Here is a 23,044-nt window from a genome sequence, read left to right as displayed (position 1 = left end):
TTGTTCAGGATCTGCGGGGCATCCTCCCGGTAGATATGGCGGAGGTATCGGCGACGAATCGGCGCCCCTGCTATCAGCAGCACTGGTGAGGAGACAAGGATGGCCGCCGGGACCAGTGCTTTCACTGCCGTGAGCTTGGCTCTCTCCTCATATCGCATGTACTGAGTGTGCTGATCCTCGTTCGTGCTTGTCAGCCCGTCGTGCGGGGTTTGGTGCCGATCTAGTGATGGGTCGGTCGGCGGTGAAGTGCGCCGGTTGGGGGGCAAGGGGCCGCAGGTTCAAATCCTGTCGTCCCGACCAGCGTTTACGCAGGTCGCAGGTCGCAGGTCGCAGGTCGCAGGTCGCAGGTCGCAGGCCGCCTCCGCAGAATCGCGGAGGCGGCCTCTTCGTTGTCCACGGCGGGGGTTGTCGCACGGTTGTCGGGCCATCGGTACCCCGGAGGAGGTCATGACGGTGGCGGTGGTGTGGCGCAGGTCGTGCGGGCCGATGCGGGCAGCGAAGCCGAGTTGGTCCGCGCCCGGTCCGGAACTTGGTCAACCCGGCAGGCGAATTCGCGCAGCCCTGGTTGCCGGCGCAGCCGTAGGCGTTTGACGGGTCGTCGATGTCGGCCCGGCTGAGGAAGCGGACCATCCTGCGTGCGCGTCCACGTACACGATGGCGTACCCGAAGTGCGCAGCCTGACGTGACGCGGCACTGCTCGAATCGCTCCGGGCGAGCTGCCACGCCGACGCCGCTGGTCTCCTCTTACGGCGTCCGTCTGCGTGTGTGAGGGGCGGATTCCGCCTGCCGTGCGAATGCGCGTTGACAGGCCGGTGCGGCGGGCGTTGACTGACATGCGGAGCGCATTTCAACGCTATGTCTCTCTGCAAGGACGACCCGCTGCTGTTCATCTCACCAGAAGCAGCGGAACGCAGAGCCCCCAGCGCACCGGAGGTGCGGCCGTGTTTCCGTCCATCGCTCCACACGAGCCTGTCACCAGATCCTGAGGCGCACACGGTGCGCCAGTGACGGTCTGCTCGACCTGGCATCGCCCCTGCGAGCGGCGCTGAGCAAGCTTTGGCCGCGCCTCTGGGGCGGCGACCCGACTCCTCCGGTCGCTGACCGGCGGCTGAACTCTCCGGCCACGAGCGGTTGCCCCGTTCCTGGCGAGTCGGGTTCCACTTTCCCGGACATCTCGTGCTCCCCCCCCCCGTTTCCCCAAGGAGCAACTGATGAGCGATCGCGAGGAAAAACGCAGGCAAGAGGAAGGCCGTGTGGCGACTCCCAATGTCCCCGAAGGCCGCGGGCCGGAAGCGGCAGGCGCCGTGACCCGGCAGGCCGCCGACGTCGGCCGGACGGCAAAAGAGCAGGCAGCCTCCACCGCGGGCGAAGCAGCAGCACAAGGCCGTCGGATCGCCGGTGAGGCGCGCGATCGCCTGACGGAGCAGGCGGACAGCCAAGCCCGCCGATTGGCGGAGAACATCCGCAAACTCTCGGACGAGTTGCGCGAGATGAGCTACCAGAGCAAACCGGACTCCGCCCTGGTCGGCGTGGTGCGAGACATCGCCGACGGGGGCTACGAGGTGGCCTCGCGCCTGGAGGACCGAGGGCCGCAAGGCCTCCTGGGCGATCTGCAGGATTTCGCACGGCGGCGTCCCGGCGCATTTCTCGCCGCGGCCGCCCTGGCCGGCTTCACGGCGGCGCGTGCCGGGAAGGCGATGACCGCCTCATCATCTCGGACCGCGGTGTCCGAGCCGTCTGGTGCCGCCGCGCACGTGCCGGGAACAGGCGGCTTGGCACCTGGAGGTGGGATGAGCCGCACCGAGATGTCCGCGGGAGCCCCTGAGGGGGCCGAGCCTCTCCCCGCAGGTCCACCGGCCGAGCCGCCGACGGCTGGTACCCCGGGCGATCCGGCGGTCGCGCGTCGACCTCGAAAGCGGTGAGGGACGGCCATGTCTCCTTCGGAACGGACCTCGGCGGGCGGCGAACCCGACAAGGTTCCGGCTGCCTCGGACACGTCGGTCGGAGATCTGATCGGCGAGATCAGCACCGATCTCACCCGGCTCGTCCGTAACGAGATCGAGCTCGCCAAGGCTGAAGTGAAACTGGAGTCGAAGAAGGCGGGCGGTGCCGCAAGGGCCCTGGCGGGCGCAGGCGTGGCGGCTCACATTGCCCTGATCCTGATCAGTCTCGCCGCAATATTCGGGCTTGCCCACGTCATGGACCTCTCCTGGGCGGCACTGATCATCGGCGCCCTGTGGGCCGCCGGTGCCGGCGTCCTGTACGCCCACGGCCGCCAGAAACTCGGTGAGATCAGCCTCAAGCCTCAAGAGACGGTGGAAACGCTCAAGGAGGATGCCGCATGGGCACGGAACCCCACGAACTGAGGAAGGACGTAGAGGAGACGCGAGCCCACTTGGCGCGGGACGTCGACCGTCTCGCGGACAAGGTGGGGCCGACCAGGGTGGCCCGCCGCAAGGCCGACCGGATGCGGCAGCGGCTGACCGGTGTGAAGGAGCGTGTGATGGGTTCGGTGACTCCCGACGACCGGGAGAACACACTTCAGGGCGTCGGCGGCGCGATGAAGGACACCGCGGAGAGCGTCGGCGAAACCGCCCAGCAGATGCCCGACCGGATGCGGCGCCAGACCCGGGGGAGCCCCCTGGCCGCGGGCATCATCGCCTTTGGAACGGGCGCGTTGGCCGCAGCTCTGTTGCCGACGTCGACTCCTGAAGTGCGTGCCGGTCAGCAGTTGCGTGAGCAGGCCGGCGAACTGGCACAACCTGCCAAGGAGGCCGCGCTCGATGCGGCCAAGGACGTACGCGAGGAGATGCGCGAACCAGTCTCCGAAGCTGTCACGTCCGTCAAGGAAACCGCTGCCCAGGGGGTCCGGGAAACCGGTGAGGAAGCCCGCCCGGGCGGGCAGTGAACAGCGCACCCCGCCGCCCGCCCCGTTGAGAGGTCATTGCGCTTGATCCTCCGGGCAACTTGGTGGGTGTATGTGACGGATGAGGTAGACAGGGGTGACCGCCGTGGTCCGGCCGGCGCCGGGGTTCGGGTCGTTCGTCGGCGGTCATCGAAGTCGGCGCAGCAGCACAGGGCAAGGGGAGAAGGCGGCGGTATTGGGGGCCGGACGCGTCTTCGCCGATGGGGCAGCGGGCAGAGCCATTCGGTGAAGTTCATGTCGTAGCGCGCCCGGCCCCCTCCGCCGTCACGGTGCCTGTGCGCTGACTGCCTCCGTCCAGCGGCCGAGCGTCCGGCTGGTCCGTGGTCGTCCCGGGCGCTTGGGCCGTGAGGCGGCAGCGTGGCGGCGTGTGAGCAGATCGCGATGCCATCGCAGTACCGTGTGTCGGGGCGCACCAGCAGTCGCAGGTGGCGCGGCACATTCCTCGGAAGCCGGTATGGGAACGCCCGATCGCGCGGGTTGAACTACGGTCCGGCCTAGCCGAGTTGGTGTTCTGGCACCGTGATCTGATGGCGCAGGGCGAGGATCTCCGCGTCCTTGTCCCGGTCGCTCATCGGTAGCAGGCGCAGCATGGCGAACGCGTTCGTCACGCCGAGGTGGGTCAGTCGCGGTGGCACGGTCGGTCATCATGTCGCGCCCACTGCGAGCCGCGTGAGAGCGCTGACCCGAGCGACCGCGGCCGGCGATGGGAAACCGCTCTCACCTGTGGATGGGGTATTCGACAAGGGCAGCGCCAGGACCACTCCGAGCAGCGGCGAGCAGCTTTTCCGAACGGCACGGCATGGCCGAGACCGGCGCCTGGGCAAGGCTGGGAATCCCCGCCCATGCTGGCAAGCCCGTGCGCTCCCAGTCACCCTGGCCTCGGCTTGCACGTTCGCGTGCACGGTGACTATTCGTCTGCGTCGATCCGCATGGGCGGATGGACCGTAGAGGCGGAGTCATCGGCGATGTCGGGCGTGATGTGCGGAGCCGCGCGTTCCAACAGGATGCCGGGCAGATTGTCCTCGCGGGCCACGAGCACGGCGGGGGAGATGGCAGAGGCGAGTCGGAGGGCCTCGGAGGTGGAGAGCGGAGCGGTACGCAGGCCCGCGGCCTCCAGCGGGATCAGGGTGTCCACTGTGTGCCACACGCCGGTGTCGATCGTGCCGAGCAGCACGGCACGCGGCACCTGCGTGAAGTCGGTCTCCACGTATTCCACGCCGTCCGGCGGGAATTGCGCCCGGGTGAGCCGTCGGTGGTCGTCGGAGGCCGGGTCCATGCCCACGCGCAGAGGGCCGGAGCCGTGGTCGGCGGAGGAGTCCGCGCGGGAGACCACAGCCAGGGTGTCCGGGGCGTAGTAGGTGCCTTCGCCGAGGCTGACCGAGCGGTGTCCTCCCACGGTGGCCGGCCTGAGGAGGTCGCTCGCGGCGCCCGCCGACACCAGCGCGAGATCCGCCTGTTCGGAGTCGAGTGCCGTCAACCGGCTCTCGGCACCCCGAAGATGTCCCACCGTGGTGAGGATGCCGTGGTCGGCGAAGACACGTGCCACGGTCCGGGCGACAGTGGTGGCTTCTGGCGGCGCGTTCGGCGGCAGCAGCAGGTGCACCGGGGCGAGGCGGGCCACCGCCCAGAGTTTTCCGGTGTCCAGGGCGGTGACGAAGGTGCCCTGGTGGCCACGGGCCACCAGGGACAGGGCCTGTTCGTCGCGCAGTGAGCGCAGTGCCTTCTGCACCGTCCCGGATCCGACGCCCAGGACGTCCTGGTAGTGCGTCGTGGTCGGGAGGCGGCCGTCGATGCCGACGCGCAGGGCGTCACGGGCGATGGCCGCCGCCGGGTCTCCGGCCGTGCTGGGGGTCACTGTCATCAGGTCTGCGTGTGCTCTCGCGTGATCCGGTGCCCGCGGTCCGGAGTGCCGGGCCGCAGGCGCGTTGATGGAGGGTCAGCCGAGGAACTTCCCGGCCGCGTCGGCGGACATCCCATCATGGACGACCGCCGCGAGCCCGGACAACACAGCCTCCGGACTGGGCGCGCGGAACACCCGGCGCCCGAACATCACGCCCCCGCCGCCCGCGCCCACGGCGTCGGCGGCCAGCCGCAGCGTGTCCTCGGGGTCGTCGCCGCCCTTGCCGCCGGCCAGCAGCACCGGCGCGTAGGTGTTGGAGGTGACCTCCTGCCAGGCCTCCGCCGATCCGGGCCAGAGCGCCTTGACGAGGTCGGCGCCGATGTCGGCGGAGATGCGACAGTACGTGCTCATCACCTTGGCGCTCAGCGCATCGGGGTCGTCGCCCTCCAGGGCCGAGCGCGGTTCGATGATGACGCCGAGGCCGAGCCGCTCGCAGTCCCGCACGATCCGCGCGTTGCGCTCGATCTCCGCACGCTCCAGGCGGCTGTCGCGCTGGCCGACGTAGAGGTACGTCATGACGGCGTCGACGCCGGCCGCGGCCACCGACTCCAGGTCGGCGAGCTGGGCGAGCACGCCCTCGCCGCGTCCGTCGGCGCCCGGCGTGTAGACGCCGCGGGCGTGGTTCTTCCAGTCCAGGTGGAGGACGAGGCCCGGCCGGTCGCGACCGACGAAGGTCGACTCCACGTGCGGCACCAGGCCCGGCGTCACCATGATCGCGTCGGCGCCGCGCATCCGGGCGAAGACGGCGCGGATCTCGTCGAGGGTGCGCAGCCCTTCGGTGGGGCCGCTGTTGACGCTGTGCGAGGCGGCCACGACCACGGCCCGTCCGCTCTCGGGGCGCACCAGCCGCCCGAGCCTGATCTTCTTACCGGTCCGCGCGTCCATGGTGACTCGCTTTCTTGAGTATGCGGCAATATGCAGCTTGCGGAGAATTGCATTTTGAGCCTAGGATCCGGAACGGCGGCTGTCAATCGAGCCGCCCCGGCCCACCAGCGGCAGCGTGACCGACCCGCTCCGACGAACGCCGGATCCCGCAACCCAGGAGCTCCTCATGGCAGACCTGTCCACGACTCTGGCCACGCTGACCAGCGTGCTGGGGCCGGAGGCCGTCCGCACCGACGACACGTCCCTCGACGCCTCCAGTCACGACTCCTGGCCCCTGTCGACCAAGCTCGCGCGGCTCGACCGGCACGAGAACCGCGGCGACGTGGTGGTCCGCCCCGCCGACGAGGAGCAGATCCGCACCGTGCTGGCCACGGCCGCACAGCACGACGTCCCCGTCACCGCGCGCGGTCTCGGCTCGTCCGTCACCGGTCAGCCCCTGCCCGTACGCGGTGGCATCGTCCTCGACCTCTCCGCGCTGCCGGCCGGTCACGAACTCGACGAGGAGGACCTCGTCGTCACCGCCTCCGCGAGCTGCAACGGCGGAGAACTGGAGGACGCGCTCCAGGCCCGCGGCTACACGCTCGGCCACTCACCCCAGTCGCTCTACCGCTCCAGCGTCGGCGGCTGGCTCGCGACACTCGCGACCGGCCAGTTCTCCTCGTACTACGGCGGCATCGAAGACCTGGTGACCGGCTACACGGTCATCCTGGCCACCGGTGAAACACTGCGCCTGACGGCGTCGCCGCGCGCGGCCATGGGCCCGGACCTGCGCCGTCTCTTCCTCGGCTCCGAAGGGACGTTGGGCGTGATCACTTCCGTCACCCTCAAGGTGTTCCCGCTGCCCGAGACCCGTCTGCTGGAGACGTACACCCTGCCGTCCGTGGAGGCGGGCGTCGCGGTGATGCGCGCTCAGGCCGCCGCCGGGCTGCGCCCGTTCCTGCTGCGCCTGTACGACCCCGTCGAGGCGCGCCACGCGCTGCAGGACGAGACGGTCGACACCGCCGTGATGTTCGCCGGGACGCAGGGCCCGGACGCCGTCGCCCGCGCCGAACTCGACGCGCTGGGCCGCATCGTCGCCGAACACGGCGGCACCCTCACCGGCCCCGAGGGCGCCCAGAAGTGGATGGGCCGCCGCTTCGACTTCTCCTCCGTCGAGACACTCCTGGACCAGGAGGGGGGATTCGCCGAGACCATCGAGGTCGCCCACACCTGGCGCGGCATCCTGCCGCTCTACCACGCGATGACGAAGGCCCTGGCTCCGCTCGCCGACGAGGTCCTCGGCCACTTCTCCCACGTGTACACCCAGGGCACCTCCCTCTACCTCATCCTGCGCGGCCATGCGGAATCCGACGACGCCGCCGTCGAGCGGCTCCGCGAGATCTGGGCGACCGCGATGGCGGTGGCCCTCGAGCACGGCGCCGAACTCTCCCACCACCACGGCGGCGGCCTGGCCCGCTCCCCGTACACCCGCAGGTCCCTCGGCGCGAGCCACCTCGTCCTGCGCCGCCTGAAGAACACCCTCGATCCGGACGGTGTCCTCAACCCCGGCAAGCTCGGACTGAACTGACGCCGTACCCGCCCCTTCCCGCCCCGCCGCCGCACGGTGGCCCGCACCCCCGACGTGTGAGGAGGCCCGGAAACAATGTGGTTTCTAGGCATCGACATCGGCACCACCCACCTCAAGACGGTCGGCGTCACGGACGAGGGAACCGTCCTGCCCGCGGGCCGCGTCCGCACCCCCACCGTCACCCGTGACGGGCTCACCTTCCACGACGCCGAGGAGGTGTGGGCCCGTACCGCCGAACTCGTCGGCCGGTACGCGGCCACCACCGCACACCCCCACGGAGCGCTTGCCGGGGTCTGCGTGGCCAGCTTCGGTCAGGAGGAGGCCGTCCCCGTGGATGCGGGCGGGCGGGCACTCCACCCCTCGCTCGGCTGGTGGCAGAACCCGCCCCGGTCCGCACTGGACCCGGACACCGCCGAACTTCTCGACTCCTACGAGCACTACACCGCGACCGGCATGCGTCACCGCCCCGCCCAGACCCCCGAACGCACCGCGCAACTGCGTTCCGCACAACCCGAGTTGTGGCGAGCCACGGCCCGCTGGGTGGACTTCGGCAGCTTCGCCGTGCACCGGATGACGGGCCGCTGGACCTCCGCCGCAGCCCAACTCACACACAGCCAGTGCTTCGATCTCGTCACGCTGAAGCCCCTGACGGATATCATGCGGCGCCTGGACCTCACGCCGGAGATGTTCCCCGAGCCGCTGCCGGTGGGCGCCACCGCGGGCACCCTGCGCCGCGACGCCCTGCCCGGCGTGCCCCTGGCCGACCAGGTCCCCGTCGTCATCGGCGGCCACGACCAAGTCGTCGCCGCCCACGGTGTCCACCGTGACAGCGGGGCCCGCGTACTGGACTCGATCGGCACCTCCGAGTACCTGATGGTCGCCTCCGACGTCTACGCCCCCGAGCGCAGAGCCCGGGATCTCGGCATCGACCACAGCCGCTCCTGGTCGACCGAGGGCTATCTCCTGGGCAGCGCCACCCCCACCGGCAAGCTGGTCCAGCTCCTCGCCGACCTGTTCTACGACAGCGACTTCGACGCCCTCTTCGAAGCACTGGCCACCCAACCCCCGGGCTCCGCCGCAGGTCTGCACGTCGACCTGGCCCGCCCCGACACCACCGACGAGGGGCTGCTCAGCATCTCCGGGCTCACTCCCGGACTGCGCGCCGCCGATCTCGTACGCCACGCACTCGACCGGGTCGCCGATCACACCCGTGACGTCCTCGGCGACATGTGCGCGCTGGCCGGCGTACGGCCCGGCACCGTGGCTCTTGCCGGATCGCTGTGGCGCCGCCCCGAAATGGCCGCCCACCGCGAGGCGCGTTGGGGCCTCTCGCTGGACGTGCGCGCAGTGGCCGAGCCGGTGGCCGAGTCCGCCGCCCGCATCGCCCGGGACGCGGTGCTGCCCGGGGGCGCCGACGCACCACCTCCGAATCCCGCCGCGCACAAGGAAGACGGCCCGCAGTGAACACCGCCATCGCCCTCGCCTCCGTCAACCCCGCGATCGAACGGCTCCTCGTCGTCGACCACAACCAGCCCGGCAGCGTCCACCGCCTCGTCCGCAGCGAGACCCTCGCCGGCGGCAAGGCGGTCAACGTGGCCAGGGTCCTCGCGGGCCTCGCCACCGATCCGCCGGTGACACCTGTCCCGCACCCGGCGCCCCACCTGTTCGGCTTCGCGGGCGGCCCCACCGGACGCCTCCTGCGCGACCTCCTCGATGCCGAAAGCCTCGCGGCCGACTTGGTCACCACCCGCGGCGCGACCCGCGTCAACGAGGTACTGGTCGACCTCGCCGACCCGGACAAGGCCACGGTCTACAACGCCGCGGGCGCCGAGGTCGACAAGGCCGAACTCGACGCCCTCGACGAGGCGTTCGCCCGTTCCGTCGACGGCGCTGCCGCCCTGGTCTGCACCGGGAGCCTGCCACCCGGGGCACCGGACGATCTGTACGCGCGCTGGATCACGGAAGCACCCACATCGGTTCTCACGATCCTGGACGCGCACGGCCCGGCCCTCGCCGCCGCAATTCGGTCCCGTCCCGGCGTGGTGAAGGTCAACGCCGATGAACTCGCCGCCGTGCCCGGCGCGGAAGGCTCCGTGCTCGCCACCGCGCGGGCCTGGCGCGAAGCAGGCGCCGGATGCGTCATCGTCACCAACGGCCCCCGCCCCACCCTCGCCGTCACGCCCGACGGCACCTACGAGGTGACCGCCCCCGACGTGCCCACCCGCAGCGCGGTCGGCTCCGGCGACGCGTTCTGCGCGGGCCTCGTGCACAGCCTGATCACCGCCACCGACCGAGGCTGGGGCCGCCACCTGCGCGTCGCCGCCGCCTGCGGCGCCTCCAACGCGGCCTCGATCACCGCCGGACTGGCCGGTGACCACCCCGTCCGCTCCCTCTACGAGCGGGTCACCGTCCGCCGTACCGGCGACTGAGTTCCTTGCGCGACGGACGCCGGCGTCTGAAGCCGGGCGACCGCACCGCGTGAGACCGACAACCACCCCAGGGCCGCCCAGGCCCTCCAGGACGGAGGTCCTGATGGACAGCACATCCTCCCCGGCCGGCACCGCCACCGGACGGGGCACCGGCACCATCGAAAGCCCCCGCCGCGGCAACGGGCGCGGGCACATGGCCAATGTCGTCGTCATCACCATGGTCACCGCTGTCGGCGGCTTCCTCTTCGGCTTCGACAACGGCGCCATATCCGGCTCCACCGGCTTCATCCAGGACCGATTCCACCTCACCCCCGGCGGCTTGGGCTGGGTCACCTCCAGCATCGTCGTCGGCTGCGTCATCGGCGTGATCATCGCAGGACGTCTCAGCGACGTCGTGGGCCGCAAGAAGGTCATGCTCGGCACGGCCCTCGTGTTCGTCGTCGGCGCCTGCGGCGAGGCCCTCGCCCCGACCCCCGGATGGCTGGTGTTCTTCCGCATCCTGGTCGGCATCGGGATCGGCACCGAGACGACGGTGGCCCCGCTCTACATCGCCGAGGTCGCCCCGGCCGCCGTCCGCGGCCGCCTCGTCTCCTTCAACCAGCTCTTCAACACCATCGGCAACCTCGTTGTCTTCGCCGCCAGCGCGGTCATCGCCCACGTCAACAGCGAGGCGTGGAACGTCGACCAGGGCTGGCGCTGGATCTTCGCCCTCGGCGTGATCCCCGCGATCGCCTTCTTCCTCCTGCTGTTCCTGGTGCCCGAAAGCCCGCGCTGGCTGGTCCGCAAGGGACGCAGCGACGAGGCACTGACCGTCCTGGAACGCGTCAACGCCACCCCGGAAGCGGCCCGTTCGGAACGGGCGGCCATCGAGAGTGCCCTGGCCCAGGAACACGGCGGGCTGCGCGAGCTGCTGGCACCGGCACTGCGCCGCATGCTCGTCGTCGGCGTCGGAGTGGCACTCTTCCAACAGATCACCGGCATCAACGCGATCTTCTACTACGCCCCCGAGGTGTTCCGCACCGCCGGCTTCGGCTCCGACGGCGCCATGACGAGCACCGTGCTGATCGGCGTCGTCCTCGTCGTGGCGACCCTGGTGTCCATGCGCCTCATCGACCGCGTGGGCCGCCGCGCCCTGCTGCTGGTCGGCTCGACCGCGATGACCGTCCTCCTCGCGGGTACCGGCCTGGTTTTCCGGGCGGCCCACCCCAACGCGACCCTGCTCCTCGTCCTGATCCTCGCCTACGTGGGATTCTTCGCGGTCTCCTTCGGCACGGTCGCCTACGTGATCATCTCGGAGATCTTCCCCACCCGGGTGCGGGGAGTGGCCGCGTCCGTCGCTACGTTCGCGCTCTGGGGCGGCAACTACCTCGTCTCGCAGTTCTTCCCGGTCCTCGTCGACGGCATCGGCGCCTCCGGCACCTTCTTCCTGTTCTCCGGCATCTGCCTGCTTTCCCTGGTCTTCACTGCGACGCTCGTCCCCGAAACCCGGGGGAGGAGCCTGGAGGACCTGGGTCAGACAGGATGACGGGCTGCTGCTTCCCTCTTCCCTCCCGGCGATGAGCCCTTGACGGCTTGCTGTCCAGGACAGCCGTGCGACCGACGCCCAGACGTTCGGCTCGGTCGGCCGACACCACCTGCGCAGGTCCTGGCCCCGACGTGCGGCGCGACGGCCGTGTTGGTGTCGAGCGTGGCGGTGAATCGTCCGGCGGGGTTCACGGTGATGCCCTTGCCGGGCTGGGCGTCGCGGTAGTCGCCGGTGTCCCACCCGCGCCGGGCGATCATGCTCGTGATCGGGTACGCCGCGGTTTCCTGAGCGCAACGCCGTCGAAACACCGTCTCCCTACCGTCACCCCCACACCGGTCATGGCTGCAACGGCCGGTGGGTGTCCGGGTGCGGGGCTGCCGGGGCGCTAACCAGCCGTCTTCCGCCGAGCTGTGAGGAGGAACGATGGCTGTTGTCGAGCATGCCGTCGCGCCCGCACACCAAGGACCCCACCCCGTCGACGTACGGCCGCCCTGGCGGCGGCTCGTGCCGCTGAGCCTGCAGCACCTGCTCGTCGCGTACGCGGGCATGGCCACGATGCCGCTGCTCGTGGGGACCGCGCTGCATCTGCCCGAGGACCGGATACGGCTGCTCATCAGCGCCAATCTGCTGGTCAGCGGGGTCGCCACCGTGTTGCAGTCGCTGGGGCTCAAGTGGTTCGGGGCGCGGTTGCCGATCGTGATGGGTTCCACGTTCACCGCGATCACCCCCGCGATCCTCATCGGGCAGGAGCACGGGCTCGCCGCCGTGTTCGGGGCGACCGCCGTGTCCGGCCTGGTGACGCTGGCCGTCGCTCCGTGGTTCGGGCGCTGTCTGCATCTGTTTCCGCCGCTGGTCACCGGGACGGTCATCGCCGTCATCGGGTTCTCGCTGGTGCCTTCCGCGGCCGGTCTTGTCGCCGGGGAGGGAGCCGGCGGCAGCGGTGGGCGCGGGCTCGCGCTCGCCGCCGCGACGGTGCTGCTCGTGGTGGTCGTGGAGCGTGTCGCGCCGCCCGCGCTCGCCCGGTTCTCGGTGCTTCTCGCCATGGCCGTGGGCACCCTGGCCGCGCTGCCGCTGGGACTGTTCGACGGGTCGGGCGTCGCGGACGCGCGCGTCGTCACGGCGCCCGATCCGACCGCTTTCGGGGCGCCCACGTTCGTGGTGCCCGCCATCGCGGCGATGCTTGTCGTGCAGCTCGTGAACATGGTGGAGTCCGTCGGCGACACCCTCGCGGTCGGCCAGATCGTCGGCCGTGGCGACGACGCGCCCACCGTCGTACGGGCGCTGCGCGCGGACGGGGCCGCCACCGTGCTGTCGGGGGCACTCGCCTCCTTCCCCATCGTGACGTTCGGGCAGTCGGTGGGCCTGGTGAGCGTGACGCGCGTGAAGAGCCGTCAAGTGGTGGCACTGTCCGGCCTGTTGATGGTGGTGCTCGCGTTCGTGCCCGTGCTCGGGGCCGCCGTCGCCGCCGTACCGGGGCCGGTCCTCGGCGGGGTCTCGCTCGTCATGTTCGGAACCGTGGGCGCCGTCGGACTGCGCATCCTCGCGCGAGCCGATCTGACCGAGCCGCGGAATCTGCTGACCGTCGCCCTCGCCTTCGCGCTCGGCATGATCCCGCTCGGCGCGCCGGACTTCTACGCGCCGCTCCCCTCGTACCTGCGCACCGTCCTGGACAGCGGTATCGCCGTCACCGGGATCGTGGCGTTCCTGCTCAATCTGCTGTTCCACCACACGGGCGCGGCCCGCCCCCGGAAGGAGCCCGCCCGATGACACCGCGGACGATCACGGACGTCACCGTCCACAGCGGGGGCCGCTGGCTGCCCGGGATGGATGTGCATCTCACCGACGGGCGGGTCACGGCGCTCACCGCGCACGGTGAACTCCCGCTCACCGGTGAGGTGTTGGAAGGCGGCGGTGGGCATCTGACTCCCGGTCTCGTCAACACCCACACCCATCTCTTCCAGGCCGGACTGCGCGGCATCGGTGAGGGTCTCGGGCTGCTCGCGTGGCTGAGTGCCGTCGGCGAGGAGGCGGCGCTGCTGACGCCCGAGCGGGCCTACGCGACCGCCGCGGCCGCCGCGGCCGAAGCACTGCGCAGCGGCACCACCACGCTCGTCGAGCACATGTGGCCGCACCCGTCGCCCGAGGTGCACGACGCGGTACTGCGGGCCCTCAAGGACAGCGGCGTACGGGCCGTGCTGTGCCGGGGCGTCGCCGACCGGGCCGACCCGAGCCGCAAGTGGGGCTTCGATCCGCGGCTGATGCAGCCGTTGAAGGAGGCCCTCGCGCACACCGACGAGCTGATCGCGCAGGCGCGCGGCAGCCGGGTGGACGTCGGTCTGGCCGTGCCCAATCCGCGGTGTCTGACGCCGGAGGGCATGGGCGCCGTGCGCGCGTACGCCGAGGAGCGCGGGCTGCCCGTCTCGCTGCACCTGCTGGAGAGCACGACGGACGACACGATGTGCCGTGACCGTACGGGAGCCGGAGCTGTCGAGTATCTGGAGCGGGCCGGGTTCCTGTGGGAGCGGCTGCTCGCCGTGCACTGTGTGGAGCTCGACGCCGAGGGGCGGGCCACCCTCGCCCGGCACGGCGTCGGTGTCTCGTACAACCCGCTGAGCAATATGCGGCTCGGCAGCGGGATCGCGCCGGTGCCCGAGATGCTGGAGGCCGGCCTGAGCGTTGGGCTCGGGGTCGACGGGGCCGCCAGCAACGACACCCAGGACATCCTGGAGGCGCTGCGCATCGGCGCCTATCTGCAGCGGGCCGCGCATCGCAAGGCGGATCTGTTCGGGTTCCCCGAGATGTTCGCGATGGCGGCGGGCGGCGCGAACCGGGTGCTCGGAATCGAGGAGAACCCGGACGGCGGGGTGCGGGTGGGGATGCGGGCGGACCTCGTCCTGCACCGCTTCGACCGGGACTACGCCTGCCTTCCGGTCCGCGATCCCGGGGCGACGCTGTTGACGTGTGCGGGCAGCAGGACGGTGGCGGCCGTGCTGGTCGGGGGCGAGGTACTGGTACGCGGCGGGGAGCATGTCCGGCTGCCGGCAGGGGAGTTGGCGGAAGGCCTCGCCTCGAGCTTTACGGCCGCGTAACAGCACGATCCCCACCGGTAACACACACCGTGCAGGCTGACCCCATCGCGTGCGGGCCCCGGCGACCGGGGGCCGCGCCAGCCCACGGCGCCGGGCCCACGAAGGGGCCCGCCGCGACCGTGCACGCGGGCCTCTGAGTGCCCGTGCTGGGGATCGCAGGGGCGGTGACTGCATCCCGTACGCAACTCCGTGTCCGAGGAGCGACAGCCGCGATGACGAACACCACGTACACACTCGACGAGTTGGCCAAGGAGACCCGCATGGGCGGGGCCGGGACGGAGACGTCCGCCCGGGAGATCCGCCGCGTCGACCTCTCCGACTTCGAGCACCGCAAGGCGGAGATCACCGAGGAGCTGTGGGCCGCCGCCACCGACATCGGCTTCTTCCAGCTGGTGAACCACGGCATCGAACCCGGCGCCGTGGACGGCGCGTTCGCCGACGCCGAGGCCTTCTTCGCGCTTCCGGAGGCGACCAAGGCGCGGCACGGTCTGAAGAAGGGGCTCAACTCCGGCTGGGAGTCGATGACCCAGGTGCGTCCGTCGATCGGGACGCCCGACCAGAAGGAGTCGTACCAGCTGACCCGCCCGCACATGGAAGGGCTGTGGCCGGACGACGCGCTGCCCGGGTTCCGGGAGCGGACGCTGGCGTTCGAGGCGCGCTGCCGGGACCTCGCGATGCGGGTGCTGTCCTGCTTCGCGGACCGTCTTGGGCTGCCCGAGGGGTTCTTCGCCCGCGCCCATGACCCGGCGAGCCCGCAGTACCAGTCGACGCTGCGGATGCTGCACTACTTCGCCGTGCCCGACGACGCCGTGATCCCCGAGAACGTGTGGCGGGCCGGGGCGCACACCGACTTCGACTGCCTGACCCTGCTGTTCCAGCGGGACGGGCAGGGCGGCTTGCAGGTGTGTCCCGGCAAGGAGGCCGAGGCGCAGGAGTGGACGCCGGTCGAACCGGCGGACTCCGTGATCACCTGCAACATCGGGGACATGCTGATGCGGTGGAGCGACGACCGGCTCCCGTCGAACTTCCACCGGGTCAAGTCCCCCGGGCCCGACGACGACCGGTCGGCCCGCCACAGCATCGCGTTCTTCGCGCAGGCCGACCGCGACGTGGTGATCGAGGGCCCGGAGGGCCGCTACCCGCCGATCACCGCGGCCGACTACATCCAGCAGCGGATCGCTGCCAACTTCGCCCGATAGTCAGGTGGTTGACGTGACGATGCCTGCGAAGGGCGGACGGCGGGCCGGTTTCGGGCGGCTCGCGGTGCTGGGGCTCCAGCACGTGCTCGTGATGTACACGGGGTGTGTGACCGTGCCGCTGGTGTTCGGTGCCGCGGCCGGACTCGATGCCGCGACGATCGCCGTCCTGATCAACGCCGATCTGCTCGTCGCGGGCGTCGTCACGATGATTCAGGGCGCCGGTGTCGGCCGCCTCCTCGGTGTGCGGATGCCGGTGATGGCGGGGGCCGCGTTCACCGCGGTGACACCGATGATTCTGATCGCCGGTGAGTACGGCCTTCAGGCGGTGTACGGGTCGATGCTCGCGGCCGGAGTGTTCGGGCTGCTGATCGCCTATCCGTTCGCGAAGGCGGTCCGCTTCTTCCCGCCGCTGGTGAGCGGCGTGGTGATCACGGTGGTGGGGCTCGCGCTGATCGGCGTGGGCGTGAACCTGGTCGTCGGGAACGACCCGAAGGCCGCCGATCACGCGGCGCCTTCGCGGCTCGCGCTCGCCGCGTTCGTCGTCGTCGTGATCCTGCTGGTGGCACGGTTCGGGCGCGGGTTCCTCGCTCAAACCGGCGTACTGCTGGGCCTGTTGGCGGGAACGGCGGTCGCCGTGCCGCTCGGCCTGGTCGACTTCTCGGCGGCGCGGACGGCGGACTGGATCGGGGTCAGCGCCCCGTTCCACTTCGGGGCACCGGAGTTCCCCGCGGTCGCCGTGCTGTCGATGTGCGTGGTGATGCTGGTCCTGTTCGCCGAGTCGACGGCCGATCTGATCGCGGTCGCGGAGCTGACCGGGAAGCGGCTTACCACCGCCGACATGGCGCGCGGGCTGGCCGCGGACGGACTCTCCGGGGTGCTGGGAGGCGTCATGAACGCCTTCCTCGACACGGTGTTCGCGCAGAACGTGGGCCTGGTGACGATGACGAAGGTGCGCAGCCGGCACGTCGCGACGATCGCGGGCGGAATCCTCGTGGTCCTCGGCCTGGTCCCCAAACTCGGCGCGCTGGTGGCCGGGTTGCCGCAGCCGGTGGTCGGCGCGGCGGGGCTCGTGATGTTCGCGACGGTCGCCGCGGTCGGTATCAGTACGCTCCGCAAGGTCGACTTCGAGGGCACGCACAACCTGCTGATCGTCGCGGTGTCGATCGGCGTCGGCATGGCGCCCGAGGTGGCGCCCGACCTGTACTCGCGCTTCCCCGAGGGCGTCGGCATCGTCCTCGGCTCACCGGTGACGAGTGCGACGCTGCTGGCGTTCGGCCTGAACCTGGCTTTCAACGGCGGGAGTTCACGACGTGATGCCGGGCTCGTGCGGGCGCCGGTGGCGGAGTCGCGGCACGAGGCGCCGGTGGGGCGGACGGGAGGTTGACGACAGGCCCTACGAGCCTGCGGCTCGTCGGCCCCGAGGACGCAGACAAACTGAAGCTGTACCTCGACGACCAGGACGTGCCCGACCCCACGGGCCGTCCACCGGAGGAGTTCCGGGCCTGCCCCGCCTCATCGAGGGCGGAGCCCACCGCCCGGGGCGGTGAGCTCCGCGATCGTTCCGGCCTCGCTGCGGGAGAGCACGACATCGGCCGTACAGGCGGTCGTACCAGGCGGAGATCAGGCCAACCCGTCAAGTCGGCATTCCCGCCCGGTTCTTGCGAGCCCGGTGGATGCCCAGACCGATGAAGCCGACCCAGACCATGGTGACCAGGCCGACGAGGGCACACGCCCCCCACCCGTTGATGGCGTAGAAGTGGGTGGCGTCCATGCCGAAGTAGAGCGACGGGACGGCCAGCAGATTGATGACTCCGACGACGACGGCACCGTGCAGGGCCCACCGTGGCACCGTGGGTGACGCGGAGGTCGTGAACTGCCGCGCGGCACGGGCGAATCCGAGCAGGAACATCGCGATCCACAGGTGCGCGATCGGACCATGGGCCAATGCCATGGCGGCCGCCAGAGGGCCGTCCGTGGTCGGGTCCATCCCGCGGTCCGGGAAGGCCAGGGGAGTACCGGCCTCGAGCGAGGTGGCGAAGAGGATCACCGCGACGTAGGTGAGCAGCGACACGATGGTGAGCTGACCGGCGATGGTGCGCCGGCCTGTGTCGTCCCTGGGCAGCAGGCGTGCCAGAGCAATCCCGAACGCCGTCAGCACCGCCATGGTCACCAGCGTCAGCAGGCACCGCGTCAGGACGTTCCACGCGGGGGGCGGCCCCGAGTAGACGAAGTACAAGGCCACCATCGGCACCGCGAGTGCACCCACCGCCATCCCCGCCCGGCCGGCGAACGTGGTGGTGGGCAGGTCCGATGCGTCGGCTGCGTGACGAGACGAGGCAGACACGTTCAGCGTGGTCGATGGCGTGGTCACAGTGACTCCCGGGTGATGTCGTCGGTACGGAGCTTTCCGGTCCGGGGGCCGTGCGAGGAACCGGCGCGTGACCACTGGTCCCGGACGTGATCCAGGGACAGCAGGGCGGCGTTGACGAGGAGGGCGCTGCCGGGCGTCCACAGCCACCATGGACTGTCGAGATGCGTGCGGAAGATTCCGATCAGCAGCCAGACGATGAGCTGCACGGCGGTCGCGAAGGCGGCCACCGTGGTGACGGCGGAGCGGATCCGGGTCGTGGAGCGCTGATCGGTCGGGTCCAACCCGAGCAGCGTCATCAGGTATCGGCGAGAGCGTGTGGTGTTCATGCCCTCAACGATGTCGGCCGACCAACATGCCGGACGTCTGCCGATCGGCGCCGATCGAGTACACCAACGGCCAACGTCTTCTACGACTTTCGTTGACTGCTTCGTCGTACCCGGCGGTCTAGGGTGGTCCGGTGCCGTCTCCTCCCCTCGTCGTCGCCGACGGTCGAAACGACGAGCCCTCGGTGCTTCGAGGGCCGTGGATCGAGCGCGGCCGGTCGGCTCTGCTGGTTCTCGCCTCGTTCGCCGGTGGACTCGCCGTGCTGTTCCTGGTCCTCGAGCAACGCCCGGGAGGGGGGTGGCGCGTCCTCGACATCTCCGTGGGCGCCGTCGCGAGCCTCGTGCTGCTGGTCCGCTACCGTGCTCCGGTCGCGGTCGGTCTGGTGCTGGCGGTCGCCGGAGCGTTCTGCGCCACCGCCGGTGTGGCCAACTATGTGGCTCTGTTCGCCGTGGCACGCAGCCGGCGCATCGAGCAGGCGTTCGTCGTGGCGCTGGCCGACATCGCCGGCGCCCTGGCCTTCTGGCTGCTGTATCCGGCCAACTCGACGCTGAGCCTCACCGTGGTGGTCAACACCGCGATCGCGCTCGCCGTGGTGGCCTGGGGCGCGCTGCAACAGAAGCAGCAGGACCTGGTCGCGGTCTACCGGGACAGGGCGGCCCGTATCGAGCGCGAGCGGGAGCAGCGTGCGGAACAGATCCAGATGGCCGAGCGCGCCAGAATCGCCCGGGACATGCACGACTCGGTCGCGCACTACATCTCGCTGATCGCGCTCTACGCCGGCGGGCTCGCGGTCGCGGGGGACAACGCCAAGAATGTCGGCACGACAGCCGCGACGATTCGCACGACCGCGATCAGTGCGCTCGACGAGCTGCGCACGGTGATCGGCATGCTGCGCGACGGCACCGTCGTGACACCGCGAAGCGCTGAGCACGAGCACGCTGAGCACGAGCACACCGTGGCGGGATTGATCGACGAAGCCAGACAAGCCGGTCAGTTGATCGTCGCGCGCCTCGACCTGCCCGACAACAGCGGCGACACCGGCAGCACAGCCGCGCTGCCGGAGCCCCCGAACGCCGAGCACGTCTACCGTGTCGTGCAAGAGGGGCTGACCAACGCGCGCAAGCACGCCCCTGGCGCACTGGTAACGGTGAATGTTCGCCGCGAGGGCAGTGATGCCGTCATAACGATCACCAATCCGATGGAAGAAGCCGAGTCGGCGTTGCCCGGAACCGGCGCCGGGCTGAGCGGTCTCGTCGAACGGATCGCCACCGTGGGAGGTGTCGCCGAACACGAGGTCGTCGACCGCGGTGCGAACACCCACGAGTTCCGGCTGTCTGCGCGGGTGCCCCTGCGATGACCAGCTCTCCACCTCCACCTCCACCTCCACTTTCCAGCAGCACCCCCGGCGCGCCCACGTCGGTGCTCGTCGTCGACGACGACGCGATGGTCCGCGCCGGGCTGTCGATGGTCCTGTCGGTGGACCCCACGATCACTGTCGTCGCCGAGGCGTCCGGCGGAGCCGAGGCCGTCGTCGCGGCAACACAGCACCGCCCCGATGTCGTGCTGATGGACCTTCAGATGCCGGAGATGGACGGCGTCGAGGCCACCCGCCGTGTCCGTGCGGCCGTGCCGTCCGTCGCGGTGTTGATGCTGACCACCTTCCACCTGGACACACACGTCCTCGACGCTCTGCAGGTCGGCGCGAGCGGATATCTCCTCAAAGATGTCGCGCCGCAAGAGCTCTGCCACGCGATTCACCTTGCCGCATCGGGGGAATCCGCGTTCTCGGCAACGATCACCCGCCAACTCGTGGCACGCCACACTCGCACCACCAACGACTCCGCCGGCGCCAAAGCCCGGCAGACATTGGAGGCGCTCACCGATCGAGAGCGCGCCGTCGCCGAGGCCGTCGCCGAAGGCGCTTCCAACGCGACCATCGCGAAGGCACTCTTCATGAGCGAAGGCACGGTGAAGACGCACATCTCCCGCGCGCTCACGAAGACCGGCTTGGACAACCGGGTCCAGCTGGCACTCATGGTCTTCCAGGCGCAGCAGAACTGAGCTTGCGCGTGCCGATAGTTACGCCTTTGCAGGTCAGGAAGCAACTTGCTGGCAGCGAGCTGCCCGGCGTCTTCTGGGTGCTGCCGCAGTTGGCTCGCACTGGTCACCTTGTTTGGCGCAACAGCGTGCTTGTGGCGGGATTCCTGCGCGGTGAGTTGCCGGTTCACCGGCCGGTGAGTGATCGCCCTGTTCCAATGAGCGCAGCCGGTCGTGGTGACGTCGATGCGCCGCGTCGGGGTCAGGCGGCTTCGTGTTTGAGGGCGGGGCCGAGCAGGAGGCCTCCATCGATGACGAATTCCGAGCCGGTGGCGAAGGAGGCGTCGTCGGAGGTGAGGAACAGCAGGGCTCGGGTGATGTCGATGGGCTCGCCCAGGCGCGGGATCGCGAACGGCTCGGCGGAGTAGAAGTCGGAGATCGGGGTGTCGCTTCCGGCGGCGGGCTCGGTGATGAAGGGAGTCTCGATGACGCCGGGGAGGATGGCGTTCACGCGGATGCGGTCGCGGCCCAGCTCCAGGGCGGCGGTCCTGGTCAGGCCGCGCACGGCCCACTTGCTGGCCACATAGGGGGCGTACATCGCGGTGCCGCCCATACCGGACGTGGAGGCGATGTTGACGATGACGCCGCCACCGTTCCGGCGCAGCGAGGGGGCTGCCGCCTTGATGCCGAGGAACGTTCCGGTGAGGTTGACGCCGAGGATGTCGTCCCATACGCGGCGGTCGGTGGACTCGACGAGGGCGGCGGGGTTCTGGACACCGGCGTTGTTGACCAGGACGGAGAGCGGGCCGAAGCGCTCCTCGGTCGCGGTGACGGCGGTGTTCCAGGAGTCCTCGTCGGTGACGTCGAGGCGGATGGCGAGCGCGCGGTCGCCGAGTTCGGCGGCGAGGGCGCGGGCCCGGTCCTCGGCGGTGCCCGCGATGACCACGTTGGCGCCCTCCGCGTGGTAGGCGCGGATGTGGCTGGCTCCCTGGCCGCCGGTTCCGCCGGTGACGAGCACGGTGTGGTGGTCGAAGCGTCCCATGCCGAGTCCTTTCTCAGTGGCGAGTCGAGTGACTCGCCTCGCCTTGACCGTACGAGCGAGGGGAGTGGTGAGTCAAGTGACTCACCTCACCTAGGATGGTGCCCATGACCACCGAGCCGTCGGCCTACCACCAGCGCGTCGCCGAGGAGAAGCGGGCGGCGATCCTGCGCGCGGCCACCCGCCTGTTCCTGGACTCGGGGTACGACCGGACGTCGCTTGCGAAGATCGCCGATGCGGCCGGAGTGTCGAAGGCGACCTTGTTCAAGCAGTTCCCGACGAAGGCGGCGCTTTTCGACGCGATCGTCGCCGCGTCCTGGCAGGCGGAGGGCGAGGACGACGACCCCCCGCCGCCGCCGGGCGACCCCCGCGCCGGCCTCGCCCTGATCGGCCGACGCTACGTCGCTCTGCTCACGCGTCCGGACATGGCCGACCTGTTCCGGATCGTCATCGCTGAGCTGCCGCGCTTCCCGGAGCTGGCCGAGTCGCAGTTCAACCGCGGCAAGATGCCCTACTTCGATTCGGTGCGCCGCTACCTGGAGGCGGAGCGCGATGCCGGCACGGTCGTACTGGACGATCCCGAGCTGGCCGCGACGCAGTTCCTCGGGATGATCTCCAACTACGTGTTCTGGCCCCGGATGCTCCTGCCGCACTGGGCCCCCGAGAGCTCGGCCATGGAGCGGGTCGTCGACGAGGCCGTCCTGATGATGGCGGCCAGGTACGCCGCGACCTGAGGCGATGCGCCGCGGCCCGGGCGCCGCAGCCTGGGCGCCGCTCCCCGGCCGCGACCTGCGACGACGGGGGAGAGGCGCCGGCGGCAGTAGTTCAGCGTTCGGCGAGCGCCCGGATCTCGTGGGTGATCAGCTTGGGGTCCTCCTCGGCCATGAAGTGTCCGCAGGACACCGTGCGGTGCTTCAGGTTGTTGGTCCAGGCGCTCCACAGGCCCCGGGCGTGGTAGCCGAGTTGGGCGCCCCAGTCCTGCTGGAGGACGGTCACCGGCATGGCCAGCCGGTTGCCCGCTTCCTTGTCAGCGGTGTCGTGGTCCACGTCCACGCCGGCGGATGCGCGGTAGTCGGCGACGATGGAGGGCACGGCCGCCACGGACGCGGCGAGGTAATGGGCGCGGACGTCGGCGGGGATCGCGTCCGGGTCCTTGGTCCACGCGTCGAGGAAGTAGGCGAAGAAGGGGTCGGCGCTCGCCCGGATCATCTCTTCGGGCAGGCCGGGGGCCTGAGCCATCAGGTAGAGGTGGAAGCCGACCGCAGCGGAGACTCCGTGCAGGGCGTCCCACATGTCGAGGGTCGGCAGGACGTCGAGGAAGAGGGCGCCGGTCACAGTGTCGGGGTGGTCCATCGCGGTGCGGAAGGCAACCAGGGCTCCGCGGTCGTGACCGGCCAGGACGAAGCGGTCGTGTCCCAGCTCGGCGGCGAGGCGTACGACGTCCCGGGCCATGGTCCGCTTGGAATAGACGTCGGGGCCGGTCTCGGCGGGCTTGTCGCTGGCACCGTAGCCACGCAGGTCGGGACAGATGACGGTGTGGTCGGTGGCAAGGTCGGCTGCGACGTGCCGCCACATCAGATGGGTCTGCGGGAAGCCGTGCAGCAGGACGACCGGACTGCCCGCGCCGCCCACAGCGGTGTGCAGGGTGACGCCGTCGTCGACGCGCACGTGGTGCTCGGTGAAACCGGGGATGCTCGGGGTAGACACAGTGGCTCCTGTGGTTCGTGGCAGAGTGGAAGTTCCGGACCGCTGA

General features: G+C 70.4%; 21 protein-coding genes. 14 read left to right on the top strand and 7 right to left on the bottom strand.

Annotation, left to right across the window (positions count from 1 at the left end; genetic code table 11):
• The first annotated feature begins 1,211 nt into the window (after nucleotides 1–1,211).
• The 3 genes from ACY34M_RS18475 to ACY34M_RS18465 are packed head-to-tail and all read left to right on the top strand — an operon-like array spanning nucleotide 1,212 to nucleotide 2,908.
• Nucleotides 1,212–1,922: a hypothetical protein gene (locus ACY34M_RS18475; RefSeq protein ID WP_462720296.1), complete on the top strand. Its 711-nt coding sequence runs from the start codon at nucleotides 1,212–1,214 to the stop codon at nucleotides 1,920–1,922.
• Between the two features lie 9 nt (nucleotides 1,923–1,931).
• Complete coding sequence (locus ACY34M_RS18470; RefSeq protein WP_462720295.1) at nucleotides 1,932–2,366, top strand: phage holin family protein; 435 nt, start codon at nucleotides 1,932–1,934, stop codon at nucleotides 2,364–2,366.
• A complete protein-coding gene (locus ACY34M_RS18465; RefSeq protein WP_462720294.1) occupies nucleotides 2,342–2,908 on the top strand; it encodes a DUF3618 domain-containing protein in 567 nt (188 codons plus the stop codon). Before ACY34M_RS18470 ends, ACY34M_RS18465 begins: the two co-directional genes overlap by 25 nt.
• A 512-nt stretch (nucleotides 2,909–3,420) precedes the next feature.
• Here the strand turns inward: ACY34M_RS18465 and ACY34M_RS18460 are convergent.
• The 3 genes from ACY34M_RS18460 to ACY34M_RS18450 all read right to left on the bottom strand — a co-directional run bounded on the left by ACY34M_RS18460 (nucleotide 3,421) and on the right by ACY34M_RS18450 (nucleotide 5,711).
• Nucleotides 3,421–3,561, bottom strand: coding sequence for a hypothetical protein (locus tag ACY34M_RS18460; protein WP_462720293.1), 141 nt, complete (start codon nucleotides 3,559–3,561; stop codon nucleotides 3,421–3,423).
• Between the two features lie 272 nt (nucleotides 3,562–3,833).
• On the bottom strand, nucleotides 3,834–4,787 hold the full coding sequence (locus ACY34M_RS18455; protein WP_462720292.1) for a YhfZ family protein: 954 nt from the start codon (nucleotides 4,785–4,787) through the stop codon (nucleotides 3,834–3,836).
• A gap of 75 nt (nucleotides 4,788–4,862) precedes the next feature.
• Nucleotides 4,863–5,711, bottom strand: coding sequence for a class I fructose-bisphosphate aldolase (locus ACY34M_RS18450; protein ID WP_462720291.1), 849 nt, complete (start codon nucleotides 5,709–5,711; stop codon nucleotides 4,863–4,865).
• Nucleotides 5,712–5,877: 166 nt separating this feature from the next.
• Here ACY34M_RS18450 and ACY34M_RS18445 point away from each other — a divergent pair, with 166 nt between their 5' ends.
• The 8 genes from ACY34M_RS18445 to ACY34M_RS18410 all read left to right on the top strand — a co-directional run bounded on the left by ACY34M_RS18445 (nucleotide 5,878) and on the right by ACY34M_RS18410 (nucleotide 16,904).
• Nucleotides 5,878–7,278, top strand: a complete 1,401-nt coding sequence (locus tag ACY34M_RS18445; protein ID WP_462720290.1) for an FAD-binding oxidoreductase — start codon at nucleotides 5,878–5,880, stop codon at nucleotides 7,276–7,278.
• Nucleotides 7,279–7,353: 75 nt separating this feature from the next.
• On the top strand, nucleotides 7,354–8,742 hold the full coding sequence (locus ACY34M_RS18440) for an FGGY family carbohydrate kinase (RefSeq protein ID WP_462720289.1): 1,389 nt from the start codon (nucleotides 7,354–7,356) through the stop codon (nucleotides 8,740–8,742).
• Entirely contained in the window at nucleotides 8,739–9,707 is a 969-nt protein-coding gene (locus ACY34M_RS18435; protein ID WP_462720288.1) for a 1-phosphofructokinase family hexose kinase, read from the top strand. Before ACY34M_RS18440 ends, ACY34M_RS18435 begins: the two co-directional genes overlap by 4 nt.
• A 103-nt stretch (nucleotides 9,708–9,810) precedes the next feature.
• Nucleotides 9,811–11,232 carry a sugar porter family MFS transporter gene (locus ACY34M_RS18430; RefSeq protein ID WP_462720287.1) on the top strand — a complete coding sequence of 474 codons (1,422 nt, stop codon included), beginning with the start codon at nucleotides 9,811–9,813 and terminating at the stop codon, nucleotides 11,230–11,232.
• Between the two features lie 423 nt (nucleotides 11,233–11,655).
• The gene (locus ACY34M_RS18425) at nucleotides 11,656–12,999 is read left to right on the top strand and encodes a uracil-xanthine permease family protein (RefSeq protein ID WP_462720286.1); all 1,344 of its coding nucleotides are present in this window, start codon (nucleotides 11,656–11,658) and stop codon (nucleotides 12,997–12,999) included.
• On the top strand, nucleotides 12,996–14,321 hold the full coding sequence (locus ACY34M_RS18420) for an amidohydrolase family protein (protein WP_462720285.1): 1,326 nt from the start codon (nucleotides 12,996–12,998) through the stop codon (nucleotides 14,319–14,321). Before ACY34M_RS18425 ends, ACY34M_RS18420 begins: the two co-directional genes overlap by 4 nt.
• Before the next feature lie 212 nt (nucleotides 14,322–14,533).
• A complete protein-coding gene (locus tag ACY34M_RS18415) occupies nucleotides 14,534–15,520 on the top strand; it encodes an isopenicillin N synthase family dioxygenase (protein ID WP_462720284.1) in 987 nt (328 codons plus the stop codon).
• Nucleotides 15,521–15,539: 19 nt separating this feature from the next.
• A complete protein-coding gene (locus tag ACY34M_RS18410) occupies nucleotides 15,540–16,904 on the top strand; it encodes a nucleobase:cation symporter-2 family protein (protein ID WP_462720434.1) in 1,365 nt (454 codons plus the stop codon).
• 249 nt (nucleotides 16,905–17,153) lie between these two features.
• On the opposite strand, the gene ACY34M_RS18405 is transcribed toward ACY34M_RS18410, so the two are convergent.
• Nucleotides 17,154–17,891 (bottom strand): hypothetical protein, encoded by a 738-nt coding sequence (locus tag ACY34M_RS18405; RefSeq protein ID WP_462720283.1) that lies wholly within the window; start codon nucleotides 17,889–17,891, stop codon nucleotides 17,154–17,156.
• Nucleotides 17,888–18,217, bottom strand: a complete 330-nt coding sequence (locus ACY34M_RS18400; RefSeq protein ID WP_462720282.1) for a hypothetical protein — start codon at nucleotides 18,215–18,217, stop codon at nucleotides 17,888–17,890. Before ACY34M_RS18400 ends, ACY34M_RS18405 begins: the two co-directional genes overlap by 4 nt.
• A 131-nt stretch (nucleotides 18,218–18,348) precedes the next feature.
• On the opposite strand from ACY34M_RS18400, the gene ACY34M_RS18395 reads away from it, so the two are divergent.
• Together ACY34M_RS18395 and ACY34M_RS18390 are read left to right on the top strand one after the other, a co-directional pair.
• The gene (locus tag ACY34M_RS18395; protein ID WP_462720281.1) at nucleotides 18,349–19,572 is read left to right on the top strand and encodes a sensor histidine kinase; all 1,224 of its coding nucleotides are present in this window, start codon (nucleotides 18,349–18,351) and stop codon (nucleotides 19,570–19,572) included.
• A 62-nt stretch (nucleotides 19,573–19,634) separates the two neighbouring features.
• On the top strand, nucleotides 19,635–20,276 hold the full coding sequence (locus tag ACY34M_RS18390; protein ID WP_462720280.1) for a response regulator: 642 nt from the start codon (nucleotides 19,635–19,637) through the stop codon (nucleotides 20,274–20,276).
• 238 nt (nucleotides 20,277–20,514) lie between these two features.
• Here ACY34M_RS18390 and ACY34M_RS18385 read toward each other — a convergent pair whose 3' ends face one another.
• Nucleotides 20,515–21,294, bottom strand: coding sequence for an SDR family NAD(P)-dependent oxidoreductase (locus ACY34M_RS18385; RefSeq protein WP_462720279.1), 780 nt, complete (start codon nucleotides 21,292–21,294; stop codon nucleotides 20,515–20,517).
• 104 nt (nucleotides 21,295–21,398) lie between these two features.
• Here ACY34M_RS18385 and ACY34M_RS18380 point away from each other — a divergent pair, with 104 nt between their 5' ends.
• Nucleotides 21,399–22,025 carry a TetR/AcrR family transcriptional regulator gene (locus ACY34M_RS18380; RefSeq protein ID WP_462720278.1) on the top strand — a complete coding sequence of 209 codons (627 nt, stop codon included), beginning with the start codon at nucleotides 21,399–21,401 and terminating at the stop codon, nucleotides 22,023–22,025.
• A 91-nt stretch (nucleotides 22,026–22,116) separates the two neighbouring features.
• Here ACY34M_RS18380 and ACY34M_RS18375 read toward each other — a convergent pair whose 3' ends face one another.
• Nucleotides 22,117–22,998, bottom strand: coding sequence for an alpha/beta hydrolase (locus ACY34M_RS18375; protein WP_462720277.1), 882 nt, complete (start codon nucleotides 22,996–22,998; stop codon nucleotides 22,117–22,119).
• Nucleotides 22,999–23,044: the final 46 nt, after the last annotated feature.

The sequence above is a fragment of the Streptomyces sp. EDA2-14 genome (assembly GCF_054963755.1).
Note: the sequence above shows the minus strand (reverse complement) of the source record. Positions and strands in the feature narration are given on the sequence as shown.